Source organism: Methylovirgula ligni (assembly GCF_004135935.1).
Classification (GTDB): domain Bacteria; phylum Pseudomonadota; class Alphaproteobacteria; order Rhizobiales; family Beijerinckiaceae; genus Methylovirgula; species Methylovirgula ligni.
Map to the genome: position 1 here is coordinate 16,543 of NZ_CP025086.1, position 12,194 is coordinate 28,736.

At 63.1% G+C, this 12,194-nt stretch carries 14 protein-coding genes; 11 read left to right on the plus strand and 3 right to left on the minus strand.

All coding sequences use genetic code 11. The features are described from left to right. Nucleotides 1-11: 11 nt before the first annotated feature. On the minus strand, nt 12-1,334 hold the full coding sequence (locus CWB41_RS00090) for an MFS transporter (RefSeq protein ID WP_115835983.1): 1,323 nt from the start codon (nt 1,332-1,334) through the stop codon (nt 12-14). Nucleotides 1,335-1,543: 209 nt separating this feature from the next. On the opposite strand from CWB41_RS00090, the gene cyoA reads away from it, so the two are divergent. Genes cyoA through CWB41_RS00125 form a run of 7 tightly spaced genes read left to right on the plus strand, consistent with a single transcriptional unit; the run spans nt 1,544 to nt 8,354 of the window. After that, nucleotides 1,544-2,647, plus strand: a complete 1,104-nt coding sequence (cyoA, locus tag CWB41_RS00095; RefSeq protein ID WP_115835982.1) for a ubiquinol oxidase subunit II — start codon at nt 1,544-1,546, stop codon at nt 2,645-2,647. Between the two features lie 25 nt (nt 2,648-2,672). After that, complete coding sequence (gene cyoB, locus CWB41_RS00100; RefSeq protein ID WP_115835981.1) at nt 2,673-4,670, plus strand: cytochrome o ubiquinol oxidase subunit I; 1,998 nt, start codon at nt 2,673-2,675, stop codon at nt 4,668-4,670. A gap of 3 nt (nt 4,671-4,673) precedes the next feature. Continuing rightward, nucleotides 4,674-5,309 (plus strand): cytochrome o ubiquinol oxidase subunit III, encoded by a 636-nt coding sequence (gene cyoC / locus CWB41_RS00105; RefSeq protein WP_165203882.1) that lies wholly within the window; start codon nt 4,674-4,676, stop codon nt 5,307-5,309. Beyond that, nucleotides 5,306-5,686: a cytochrome o ubiquinol oxidase subunit IV gene (cyoD, locus tag CWB41_RS00110; RefSeq protein WP_115835980.1), complete on the plus strand. Its 381-nt coding sequence runs from the start codon at nt 5,306-5,308 to the stop codon at nt 5,684-5,686. Before cyoC ends, cyoD begins: the two co-directional genes overlap by 4 nt. After that, a complete protein-coding gene (locus CWB41_RS00115) occupies nt 5,683-6,453 on the plus strand; it encodes an SURF1 family protein (protein WP_115835979.1) in 771 nt (256 codons plus the stop codon). Before cyoD ends, CWB41_RS00115 begins: the two co-directional genes overlap by 4 nt. 1 nt (nt 6,454) lies before the next feature. Beyond that, entirely contained in the window at nt 6,455-7,831 is a 1,377-nt protein-coding gene (locus CWB41_RS00120; protein WP_245411213.1) for an ATP-binding protein, read from the plus strand. Continuing rightward, complete coding sequence (locus CWB41_RS00125; RefSeq protein ID WP_115835978.1) at nt 7,821-8,354, plus strand: response regulator transcription factor; 534 nt, start codon at nt 7,821-7,823, stop codon at nt 8,352-8,354. Before CWB41_RS00120 ends, CWB41_RS00125 begins: the two co-directional genes overlap by 11 nt. A gap of 1 nt (nt 8,355) precedes the next feature. Here CWB41_RS00125 and CWB41_RS00130 read toward each other — a convergent pair whose 3' ends face one another. Both CWB41_RS00130 and CWB41_RS00135 read right to left on the minus strand, forming a co-directional pair. Next, nucleotides 8,356-8,991 carry an NrsF family protein gene (locus tag CWB41_RS00130; protein ID WP_115835977.1) on the minus strand — a complete coding sequence of 212 codons (636 nt, stop codon included), beginning with the start codon at nt 8,989-8,991 and terminating at the stop codon, nt 8,356-8,358. Beyond that, the gene (locus CWB41_RS00135) at nt 8,988-9,545 is read right to left on the minus strand and encodes a sigma-70 family RNA polymerase sigma factor (RefSeq protein ID WP_245411212.1); all 558 of its coding nucleotides are present in this window, start codon (nt 9,543-9,545) and stop codon (nt 8,988-8,990) included. The genes CWB41_RS00130 and CWB41_RS00135 overlap by 4 nt, the downstream gene beginning before the upstream one ends. 195 nt (nt 9,546-9,740) lie before the next feature. On the opposite strand from CWB41_RS00135, the gene CWB41_RS00140 reads away from it, so the two are divergent. Genes CWB41_RS00140 through CWB41_RS00155 form a run of 4 tightly spaced genes read left to right on the plus strand, consistent with a single transcriptional unit; the run spans nt 9,741 to nt 12,193 of the window. Next, nucleotides 9,741-10,022, plus strand: a complete 282-nt coding sequence (locus CWB41_RS00140; RefSeq protein WP_115835975.1) for a BufA1 family periplasmic bufferin-type metallophore — start codon at nt 9,741-9,743, stop codon at nt 10,020-10,022. A 57-nt stretch (nt 10,023-10,079) separates the two neighbouring features. Continuing rightward, nucleotides 10,080-10,946 (plus strand): MNIO family bufferin maturase, encoded by an 867-nt coding sequence (gene bufB, locus CWB41_RS00145; RefSeq protein ID WP_115835974.1) that lies wholly within the window; start codon nt 10,080-10,082, stop codon nt 10,944-10,946. A gap of 3 nt (nt 10,947-10,949) precedes the next feature. Next, complete coding sequence (locus tag CWB41_RS00150) at nt 10,950-11,708, plus strand: HvfC/BufC N-terminal domain-containing protein (protein WP_115835973.1); 759 nt, start codon at nt 10,950-10,952, stop codon at nt 11,706-11,708. Then, a complete protein-coding gene (locus CWB41_RS00155; RefSeq protein ID WP_115835972.1) occupies nt 11,705-12,193 on the plus strand; it encodes a DoxX family protein in 489 nt (162 codons plus the stop codon). The genes CWB41_RS00150 and CWB41_RS00155 overlap by 4 nt, the downstream gene beginning before the upstream one ends. The last annotated feature ends 1 nt before the right edge of the window (nt 12,194 follow it).

Below are 12,194 nucleotides of genomic sequence, written 5' to 3' on the forward strand. Positions count from 1 at the left end.
GCGTCTAAACGCTAGTCCTCTTCGAGCTGGCGATTGATGGCGAGTGCCAGCACGGTCACGATCGCGCCCGAGAGCAGATAACCGCCGGACGCGATGACCCCGAAACGGCTGGATATCGCGAGCGCGACAAACGGCGCAAATCCCGCGCCGAACAGCCAGGCGAGATCCGACGTCAATGCCGAGGCGGTGTAGCGGTAGATCTGCGCGAAATTCGACGCGGTCGTACCCGACGCCTGACCGAACGAGAGGCCGAGCAGGATAAAGCCGAGAATCATGAAGGAGGCTTCGCCGACATCGCCCGTATTGAGCAATTGCGGGGCAAAGCCGCTGAAGGCGGCAATCGCAGCCGCGGTGATGCTGAGAACGCGAGTGCGGCCGATGCGGTTGGCGAGCACGCCCGAAGCAACAATCGCGGCGACGCCGAATATGGCGGAGACGAGCTCGATGAGCAGGAACTTCGCCGGCGTCTGCTTGGTGAAGAGCAACACCCAGGACAACGGAAACACCGTCACCATGTGGAACATGGCGAAGCTCGCGAGCGGCGCGAAGGCGCCGATGACGATATTACGGCCTTCCGCCTCAATGGTTTCCTTCACCGGCGCGGCTTGCAATTCGAGCGCTTCGAACTGTTCCTGATATTCGGGCGATGTGACAATCCGCAGGCGCGAGAACAAGGCCACGACATTGATGGCGAAGGCGACGAAGAACGGATAGCGCCAGCCCCAATCGAAGAAATCCTGCGCCGACAGGAAGGTGGTGAAATAAGCGAAAAGACCGCTCGCCACGATGAGGCCCAAAGGCGCCCCAAGCTGCGGAATCATCGCATACCAGCCGCGCTGCTTCTCCGGTGCATAGATGGCGAGCAACGACGGCAGCCCGTCCCACACGCCGCCGAGGGCGAGCCCCTGGCCGATGCGCAGAATCGACAGGATCAGCGCCGAGCTCCAGCCGACCTGTGCATATCCCGGCAGAAAGCCAAGCGACACGGTCGAGGCGCCGAGGAGGATCAATGCCACCGTCAGCTTCACGTTGCGGCCCCAGATCCGCTCGAACGCCAGGAAGATGACGTCGCCGATCGGCCGGGCGAGGAAGGCAAGCGCGAAAATCGCGAAGGAAAGCAACGTGCCGTTGAGCGGCGTCGCGTAGGGGAAAACCCATTTTGGAAAGACGATCACCGAGGCGATCGCGTAGACGAAAAAGTCGAAATATTCCGACGTCCGTCCGATGATGACGCCCGTCGCAAGATCAGCCGGGTTCACGCCATGATGTGGTACGCTTGCCGAGGCAACAGTCGAAGGAAAAGCTGTTGTAGCCGCTCCGGATTCAGCGCTCATAATCGACCTTCTTCATAGGGGTAGCGGACAAACGCAACAAATGTGGAGATAATGGCACAACGCGGCATAAAAGGCTCGCAAAAGCCGCGCGGAGATTGTGCTGCAACGCGTCATGGCAACATTGGGCAAATTGTCCAATGGCCTGTCTATTGCAGTGCAGCTAGCCAAGTTCGACCAGAAAATTCTCAGGCCATAGGACGGGATTTGCTTTGAGACGCCTCCGCTCGATCGTTCTGCTTTTGTGCCTTGCCCTCCTCGGCGGTTGCAAAGCTGTTGTCCTCGATCCCTCCGGCGATGTCGCGCTTCAGCAGCGCAACGACCTGCTCGCCTCCGTGGGCCTGATGCTCCTCGTCATCGTCCCGGTCATGGTGCTGACCGTCCTCTTCGCCTGGCACTACCGGCAATCGAACACCTCGGCCCGCTACGAGCCGGACTGGGATCACTCGACCCAACTCGAGCTCGTCATCTGGGGCTTCCCGCTGCTCATCATCATCGCCCTCGGGGCGCTCACCTGGATGGGCACGCACCTGCTCGACCCCTATCGGCCGCTCGACCGAATTGCCGAGGGCGAGCCTGTGCCGGCGAAAGCCAAGCCGGTTGAAGTCGAAGTCGTCGCGCTCGATTGGAAGTGGCTGTTCATCTACCCGCAATATGGCATCGCCACGCTCAATCAGGTCGCGGCGCCGGTCAACCAGCAGGTCGAATTCCGCATCACCTCGTCGAGCGTCATGAACGCCTTCTACATCCCCGCCATGGCCGGCATGATCTACGCCATGCCGGGCATGGAGACCGAACTCCATGCCGTGATAAACAAGACCGGGACTTTCGAGGGTTTTTCCGCGAATTACAGCGGCGATGGTTTCGCCGGCATGCACTTCCACCTCACCAGCCTCAGCGCCGGCGATTTCGACAAATGGGTCGCCAAAGTGAAGGCCGACGGCGGCGCGCTCGACCGCAACACCTATCTCGATCTCGAACGGCCAAGCCAGAACCTGCCGCCCAAGACTTACGGCACCGTCGATGCCAGCCTCTTCAAGCTTGCCGTCAATCAATGCGTCGATCCAGGCAAAATGTGCCACGACGAAATGATGGCGATTGATGCCAGGGGCGGCCTCGGCCTTGCCGGGATCAATAATGTGATGCCGCTCGTCTACGACAAATACGCTCGTCGCGGCATAGGGCCGATGCACGCCTATGTCGCCGCGCTCTGCCAACGCGGCAGCACGACGGAGACCGCCGCCAGCGCAGCCGACCTCGCGCGCCAGATCAAGGCGCCGGTGCAACTGCCGTCATTGCAACCCGCCGCCGAATAGCCCTCTCAAGGTAGCAACGCTCAACATGAACCCTACCCTTCAGCACGAAATCTTCGGCCGTCTCAGCCTCGACTCGATCCCCTATCACGAGCCGATCCTGGTCGGGACGTTTGTCGGTGTCGCGATCGGCGGCCTCCTCGTTCTTGGCGCCATTACCTATCTCGGCGCCTGGGGCTATCTCTGGAAAGAATGGTTCACCAGCGTCGATCACAAGCGTATCGGCGTGATGTATATCGTGCTGGCCATCGTTATGCTGCTGCGCGGCTTCGCCGACGCGCTGATGATGCGTCTGCAGCAGGCTCTCGCCTCGGGCGGCGGCCAGGGCTATCTTCCGGCCCACCATTTCGATCAGGTGTTCACCGCGCATGGTGTCATCATGATCTTCTTCGTGGCGATGCCGCTCGTCACCGGACTTTTCAACGTCGTGATGCCGCTGCAGATCGGCGCGCGCGACGTCTCCTTTCCGTTCCTGAACAGCTTCAGCTTCTGGATGACGGTGGCGGGCGCCATGCTCACCATGGTCTCGCTGTTCATCGGCGAATATGCGCGCACCGGCTGGCTGGCCTATCCGCCGCTTTCCGAGGCGGCCTACAGCGCCGATGTCGGCGTCGATTATTACATCTGGGGCCTGCAGATCGCCGGTATCGGCACCCTGCTCTCCGGCATCAACATGATCTGTACGATCATCAAGATGCGGGCACCGGGCATGACCTTGATGCGCATGCCGGTGTTCGTCTGGACGACGCTCTGCGCCAATGTTCTCATCGTCGCCGCCTTCCCGATCCTGACTGCCGTTCTCGCCCTGCTCGCCCTCGACCGTTATGTCGGGACGAATTTCTTCAGCAACGATCTCGGCGGCAACCCGATGATGTATGTGAACCTCATCTGGATCTGGGGCCACCCGGAGGTTTACATCCTCATCCTGCCGGCCTTCGGCGTCTTTTCCGAGGTCACCGCGACCTTCACCGGCAAGCGCCTCTTCGGCTATACGTCGATGGTCTACGCGACGATCGTCATCACCATCCTGTCCTACCTCGTCTGGCTGCATCACTTCTTCACGATGGGCTCGGGCGCGAGTGTGAACTCGTTCTTCGGCATCACCACCATGATCATCTCGATCCCGACGGGCGCGAAGATGTTCAACTGGCTGTTTACCATGTATCGCGGCCGCATCCGCTTCGAAGTTCCGATGATGTGGACGGTCGCCTTCATGCTGACCTTCGTCATCGGCGGCATGTCCGGCGTGATGCTGGCGGTGCCGCCGGCCGACTTTGTGCTGCACAACAGCCTGTTCCTCATCGCCCATTTCCATAACGTCATCATCGGCGGCGTGGTGTTCGGCATGTTCGCCGGCATCTCCTATTGGTTCCCCAAGGCCTTCGGCTTCAGGCTCGATCCGTTCTGGGGCAAGATGTCGTTCTGGTTCTGGGTCGTCGGCTTCTACTTCGCCTTCATGCCGATCTACCTGCTTGGCTTCATGGGCGTCACCCGGCGCCTACGGGTCATCGACGATCCGTCGCTGCAGATATGGTTCGTCATTGCCGCCTTCGGCGCTGTGCTGATCTTCCTTGGCATCCTGAGCTTCATCGTTCAGATCGCCGTCAGCGTCGTAAACCGCGAAAAGCTGCGCGACCTGACGGGAGATCCCTGGAATGGGCGCACGCTGGAATGGTCGACCTCCTCGCCGCCGCCGGCCTATAACTTCGCCTTCACCCCTGTCGTGCACGATATCGACGCCTGGTGGGACATGAAGCAGCATGGCTACGTGCGCCCGCTGACCGGCTTCAAGCCGATCCATATGCCGAAGAACACCCCGGTCGGCCTCATTCTCGCCGTCCTGTCCATCGGCTTTGGCTTCGGCATGGTCTGGCACATCTGGTGGCTGGCGATCGGCGGCTTCGCGGCGGCCATCGCGACCGGCATCGCCCATACCTTCAACTATCACCGTGATTATTACATCCCGGCGGATGAAGTCCTGCGCAAGGAAACCGAGCGCACCCGTCCCCTCTCGGCGAAGGTTTAGTTCATGACGGCCCTGACCGATACTCTCGCGCCTGGTTCCCAGACGCCGATCTACTACGTCGCCGACGAGCACGCTCACGGCTCGGGCGGAAGCACGTATCTCGGCTTCTGGATCTACGTGATGAGCGACTGTCTCATCTTCGCGTCACTGTTTGCGACCTATGGCGTGCTCGGTGGCAATTATGCCGCCGGCCCCGCGCCCAAGGACATATTCGAACTGCCGATCGTCGCGATCAACACGACGATGCTGCTGCTCTCCTCCATCACCTATGGCTTCGCCATGCTGGCGATGGAGCGCAACAAGGTCAGCGCGACGCTCAGCTGGCTGGTCGTCACCGCGCTCTTCGGCGCCGCCTTCGTCGGCATCGAGCTGCACGAATTCGCCGGCCTGATCCACGAGGGCGCGACGCCCCAGCGCAGCGCCTTCCTGTCGTCGTTCTTCACCCTGGTCGGAACCCACGGCCTGCACGTCACCTCCGGGCTTGTCTGGATGGTCGTCTTGATGACGCAGGTCGCCAGCAAGGGCCTCATCGCGGCCAACAAGCGCCGGCTCCTGTGCCTCAGCATGTTCTGGCACTTCCTCGACGTTGTCTGGATCGGCGTCTTCACCTTTGTTTATCTTCTCGGAGTGCTGCGATGAGCCTTGACGCCCATATCGACGACGCCGGACACGCGCACCACGACGATCACGCGCACGGCACGCTGCAAAGCTATCTGATCGGCTTCGGTCTTTCCGTCATCCTGACCGCCATCCCCTTCTGGCTGGTGATGTCGGGTGTCATCGCCAACAAGACGGTGACGGCACTGACGATCATGGCTTTCGCCGGCGTGCAGATCGTCGTGCACATCATCTATTTCCTGCACGTGGACTTCCGCTCCGAGCGGGGCTGGACGGCGATGGCACTCATCTTCACCGTCATCATCCTGTTCATCACGCTCAGCGGCTCGCTGTGGGTCATGTACCACCTCGACACGAACATGGCGCCGACCCCCGCCGTGATGAGGGATATGCCGTGACGGCTGCGGGCGGCGCCAGACGCCGCCCGCTCCTCGCCCGACTTGGTCTTCTCACCCTCGTCTTTCTCGCCATCGCCGGACTCACGGGGCTCGGCATCTGGCAACTTCATCGCCGCGTTTGGAAGCTCGACCTCATCGCCCGCGTCGATGGGCGGGTGCACGCCACGCCCATCGCGGCCCCCGGGCCGGCTGATTGGCCCGCGATCACCGCAGCCAAAGACGAATATCTTCGCGTCCGCGTGGCCGGCCGCTTCCTGAACGACCGCGAAACCCTCGTCCAGGCCCTGACCGATCTCGGCGAAGGCTTCTGGGTGCTGACTCCGCTCCGGACCGACGAAGGATTCACCGTCCTCGTCAATCGCGGCTTCGTGCCGCCGGACCGGAGCGCGGCCGCGCAGCATAACGAGATCGCGGGGGAGACGAGCCTCATCGGCCTGCTGCGGATCAGCGAGCCCAAGGGCCGGTTTTTGCGCCCCAATGATCCGGCGCAGAATCGCTGGTATTCCCGCGATGTCGCCGCCATCGCCGCCGCCCGCGGCCTCAAGGATGTCGCGCCTTATTTTATCGACGCCGAGGCAAAAGGCGGCCCGAACGACTGGCCGCGCGCCGGCCTGACCGTGCTGAGCTTTCCCAACAACCACCTCGTCTATGCACTGACCTGGTTCAGCCTGGCTTTGATGTTGGCCGGCGTAACGCTCTATAATGTCCGGGAAGACTGGCGCAGACGGCGGCATGGCGCCGAAAACGCGGACGCCAGCGCCGGATAAAATGTTAGCACGCGAAAAGCCGAGTATCGCAGACGACGGCATCGAAGATGCCGCCGCAATCGTGCGGCCGGCTGCGGCTGAACCTGCGACCGCGCCGCCGATCTCGAACGTCGCCAATCGCAAGAACATGCTTTTGCTGATCCAGTTTCGCTGGATCGCCGTGGTCGGGCAATTGATCACGATCGCGTTCGTGCAATATGGCCTCGGTATTCCGTTGCCGCTGCTGCCGATGATGGGCGTGATCGGCGCGCTGGTTCTGGTCAATCTCGCCAGCTTTGCGTGGCTGCGCCTGCATGACGAGATCAGCAGCGCCGCCCTGCTCCTGGTTTCGATGCTCGATGTCTTCGCGCTGACGGCGCAGCTCTGGCTCAGTGGCGGCGCGACCAACCCCTTCGTCTCGCTCTACCTTCTGCAAGTGACGATGGCGGCGGTGCTGCTCGATGCCCAATCGACCTGGCTCATCGTCGCGCTTTCGTTCACCGGCTTCGTCGTCCTCGTCAGCTTTCACCATCCGTTGCCGATGCCGCGCCGTTGGGACGGCGACATGTTTTCTCTCCACATCCTCGGCATGCTCGTTTGCTTCATCATCAATGCGGCGCTGCTCGTCGTCTTCATCACCCGCATCTCCCGCAATCTGCGTGAGCGCGACAGCCGGCTGGCCGCGCTGCGGCAGAATGCGATCGAGGAGGATCATGTCGTCCGCATCGGCCTGCTGGCGACGGGCGCGGCGCATGAACTGGGCACACCCCTCGCTTCACTCTCCGTCATTCTGGGCGACTGGCGGCGTATGCCCGCCATCAAGGCCAACGCGGAGATGAGTCAGGAAGTCGAGGAGATGCAGACCGCGGTCACCCGCTGCAAAGCCATCGTCACCGATATTCTGCTTTCCGCCGGCGAAGCGCGCGGCGAGGCGCCGGGGGTGACGACCGTGACCCAATTCCTCGACGATGTCGTGGCGAGCTGGCGGGCAGGACGCCCGGCGGCCGCACTCACCTATCAGAACAAATTCGGCACCGACCTGCCCATCGTCTCGGATACGACGCTGAAGCAAATCGTCTTCAACGTGCTCGACAATGCCGCCGAGGCATCCCCTGCCTGGGTCAGCTTCACGGCCGCGCGCGACAAGGATGCCCTTGTCCTCGAGGTCAGCGACATCGGCCCCGGTTTCGCGCCGGACATCCTCGCCAATTTCGGCCGGCCCTACCAGTCGAGCAAAGGCCATCGCGGACGCGGCCTTGGGCTTTTCCTCGTGGTCAATGTGGTAAGAAAACTTGGCGGCACGGTCGAGGCGCGCAACCGCCCGAGCCGCGGCGCCAGCGTCATTTTACGTCTGCCGTTGATAGCCTTGGCGATTGGAGCGCCCCATCATGCCGAATAAGCGTCTGCTGATGATCGTTGAGGACGATGCCGCTTTCGCCAATACGCTGAAGCGCTCGTTCGAGCGGCGCGACTATGATGTTCTGCACGCCGAGACGCTGGCCGGCGTGAACGCGCTGCTTGAGACGAAGACCCCCGGCTATGCGGTCGTCGACCTCAAGCTTGGCGGCGGCTCCGGCCTCTCCTGCGTCGAGGCGCTGCACGCGCACAGTCCCGACATGCTGATCGTCGTCCTCACCGGCTATGCCAGCATCGCCACCGCCGTCGAGGCGATCAAGCTCGGCGCCTGCCATTACCTCGCCAAGCCCTCGAATACCGACGACATCGAAGAAGCCTTCAAGAAATCGGACGGCAATGCCGAGGTGCCGCTGACGGAACGGCCGACCTCGATCAAGACGCTCGAATGGGAACATATCCACCGCACGCTGGTCGATGCCGACTTCAACATTTCCGAGACGGCGCGCCGGCTCGGCATGCACCGCCGCACGCTCGCCCGCAAACTCGAAAAGCGGCAGGTGAAATAGGCTACCAGCGCAGGAAGCGGCTGCCGGCCAGCGCGCCGACGCTCATCACGATCAGGATGGCGAGCGAATACCAGGTCGCGACAAAGAGCGGCGAATCGTCCGGGCAATGGGTGGCGTAAAGCGCCGCGCCGAATGCCCCCGCAAACAGGCCCGCAATGGCGCCCGCCAGCCCCGGATTCGCCGCCGCGCCGCGATGCAGCGCGATTAGTGTGCCGACGAGCGGCGCCGCCGACATGAGCGGGATCAGCACGAGGCAGACGCGCGCATTATGGCCGATGAGCCGCGCGTGCCAGAGATCCGGCGGCAGCACGAGAAGCTCGATCACCACCGCCGCCGCCAGCACCAGCAGCAGCCCGATCAGGACATAGACGAGCGGGCGCGGATCGCCGCGCGGACGGGCCAATTGCAACGCCAGCGGCCCGGCACAGGCGAAGACGGCGATGGGAAAAACGATCTTGAACAGAATCCGCGGCGCCGGCAGCAGCTCGGCAAGGTGCGGCCGCGGCCCGATCACCAGCGCATAGAAGATAAACGAAAGCACCATCCCTGGCAGGAAGCCATAGACGAGCGCCCGCGCCAGCGACAGGCGCGGCGTGTCATCGGCGGCAAGGCTGCGGATCAGATCATCCGTCTTCATGCCGTGCCGCCTCCCTTGGTCCGTGCGGCGATCGCGGCAAGCCCGCGATGCAGGGCGACCCGCACGGCGCCTTGCGTCATCATCAGCTTCTCGGCCGCCTCGGGTATGGAATCGCCCGCGACCGCAATGGCTTGCACGACCTTGCGCTGGCCTTCCGGCAACGCGCCGAGCTGCCGGTCGATATAGACGCCGGCAAGGTCCGGCTCCGCATTATCCGACGCGAGGCTCTCGGAAAAATCGTCAATCGGCACGTCAATGTGCCGGCCGCGCCGCCGCAGCGCGTCGATGGTCTTGTGCCGCGCGATCGTGAAAACCCAGGGCGTGACCGGTGCGGTCTCGATCCAGGTCTGCCGTTTCAAATGGATGGCCAGCAAAATTTCCTGCACGATATCCTCGACATCGACGCTAGCCGAAGTGGAGCGCGCCAGCAGACGGCGCACAAAAGCCCGGAGCACCGGCGCCAATTCCCGGAGGAAACGCTGATAGGCCAGCGAATCCCCGGCATTGGCGGCGCGCAGGAGAGAACCCCACTCGCTGTTTCGGTCTGCGCGCACGCTCCCTCTATGGCTGTTCGCAAAAGCCCCGCCGGGCGTTACATGCCTTTTTCGCTTAGTCTTGTCACGCCGTCGTGATTTAATTTTCCCCGGCATGCCCGTAACGCGCGGCCGCGCCGCGCCGTACCAAGGCTATGCGGGTGCCGGCCCGCCTCCAGATGTGTTGCCCTCAAATCAAGGCTCGGGGAGTTATTTATGACCGCCAAATCTCTGTTGACCAAGGCCACGCTGGCCTCTTCGCTCGCCGCCGCCGTCGCGCTCGCCTCTGTTCAAGCGCAGGCGGACACCAAGAAGAGCGAGAAGTGCTTCGGCGTCGCGCTCAAGGGTCATAACGACTGCGCTGCCGGCGCCGGCACGACCTGCGCCGGGACGCAGCCGATCAATTACGACCGCCATTATTTCAAGCTCGTGCCCAAGGGCACCTGCACCACGATCAAGACGCCGCATGGCGCCGGCTCCCTGACCGAGAAATCCTGAGGTCTACGCGGCGTGCGAGCCCGCGTTTGCACGCCGACGTTCTCGCGGAAACCTGTCATGACTCTTGCTCCGCTCCCCGCCGAAGTCGGCCTCAGTTTCAAGCCGCAACATTTTGCGGCGATCGCCGAGCAGCCGGCTGCGGTCGGCTTCTTCGAGGTCCACGCCGAGAATTATTTCGGCGCCGGCGGCGCGCCGCATGCTCAGCTTACGGCCTTGCGGCACGACTATGCGCTCTCGATTCACGGCGTCGGCCTTTCGATCGGCGGCAGCGGACCGCTCGACGGGGCGCATCTCGCGCGGCTGAAAGCGCTGTGCGAGCGCTATCAGCCCGAGAGCTTTTCCGAACATCTAGCCTGGGCCTCGCACCATGAGACTTTCTTCAACGATCTTCTGCCGCTGCCGCTGAACGAAACGAGTCTTGCCCGCGTCGCCGCGCATGTCGATGAATTGCAGAGCACCTTGCAGCGTCGCGTGCTGATCGAAAACCCGGCAAGCTATCTCAGCTTTTCCGACGGCACGATCGCCGAACCGCAATTCCTCGCCGAGCTTGCGGCGCGGACCGGCTGCGGCCTCCTGCTCGACATCAACAATGTCTATGTCAGCGCCATCAATCTCGGCTTCGACCCGCAGGTCTATCTCGACGCCTTCCCGCTCGGATATGTCGGCGAAATCCACCTCGCCGGCCATAGCGCGGCCACGGATGCCGAGGGCCGCGCCATGCTCATCGATACGCATGGCGCGCCGGTCGCCGATCCGGTCTTCGCGCTTCACCAACGCGTTCTCGCCCAAACCGGGCCGCTGCCGAGCCTGATCGAGCGCGACAACGACGTGCCTGACTGGGCGAGCCTCGCCGCCGAGGCCGCGACGGCCGCCGCCTTTCTGCAAGCCGCGCGGACGAAAGCGCCAACCAATGAGGCGGCCTGAGCCATGATCGAAGACGATTTCGCGGCAGCTCTGCTCGATCCGGACAGGCCCGCGCCGGCCGCGATCAATGCCGCCTATCGCAGCCGTTTCGCCATCTACCGCAACAATGTCGCCGTGAGCCTCGTCGAGGCCCTGGCGACACGCTTCCCCGCCGTGCGCCGCGTCGTCGGCGAAGACTTTTTCGCACAGGCGGCACGTCTTTTCGTGACGGAACATCCGCCAACGTCGCGGATGCTGGCGCTTTACGGCGACGGCTTTGCCGGCTTTCTCGACCGCCTGCCCGCCCGCGCCGAAGTTCCCTATCTGCGCGATCTGGCGCGGCTCGAGGCTGCGCGCACACACGCTTATCATGCGGCCGATGCCGCCCCACTTGGCCCCGATACGCTGGCGCAGCTCTCACCCGAAACGCTCAGCGACCTGCGGCTCACACTGCATCCGGCTGTCGCGATTATCGATTCGTCCCATCCGATCGTCACCATCTGGGCGATGAATTCGGGCGAGCGGCCGCTCGCGGAGATCGAAGATTGGCAGGGCGAAGCCGCGTTGATCTCGCGACCCAAATTCGACGTCGAAGTTCGCGCTCTGCCCCCCGGCGGCGCGGCCTTCATGACCGCGCTGGCGCAGACAGCGACCCTTGCCGAAGCTGCGGAGACGGCGCTGGCGGCGGCTCCAGACTTCGATCTCGCCCTCAACCTCGCCGCGCTGTTCAGCACCGGCCTCATCTCGCACGTCTCGCCGATTCCGGAAGGACAGATATCATGAGCACCGTCACGCTTCCCACAGAGCAGGGTCCGCTGGTACGGCTTGCCGCTCGCATCATCGGCTTGCTCGAATCTTTGCCCTATTGGGTGCTGGGCCTTGCCGCTCGGATGTTTCCGGCAGCCGTCTTCTGGCAATCGGGACAGACGAAGATCGAGGGCTGGCACTTGAGCGACAGCGCCATCGCGCTGTTCCAGGACGAATACAAGCTGCCGCTCATCGATCCGACCGTCGCGGCTTACGGGGCGGCGTTCGCCGAGCATTTCTTCCCTATTCTGCTCGTGCTTGGCCTTGCGAGCCGCTTCGCCGCTCTCTCGCTTTTGATCATGACCTCGATCATCGAGATTTTCGTCTATCCCGACGCCTGGCCGACGCATGGCGTCTGGGCGACCTGCTTCTTGCTCGTCATCACGCGCGGGCCCGGGCTGATCTCGCTCGATCATCTCATCGCCAGGCATTTCGGGATTGTCACGCGCAGAGCGAAGTAAA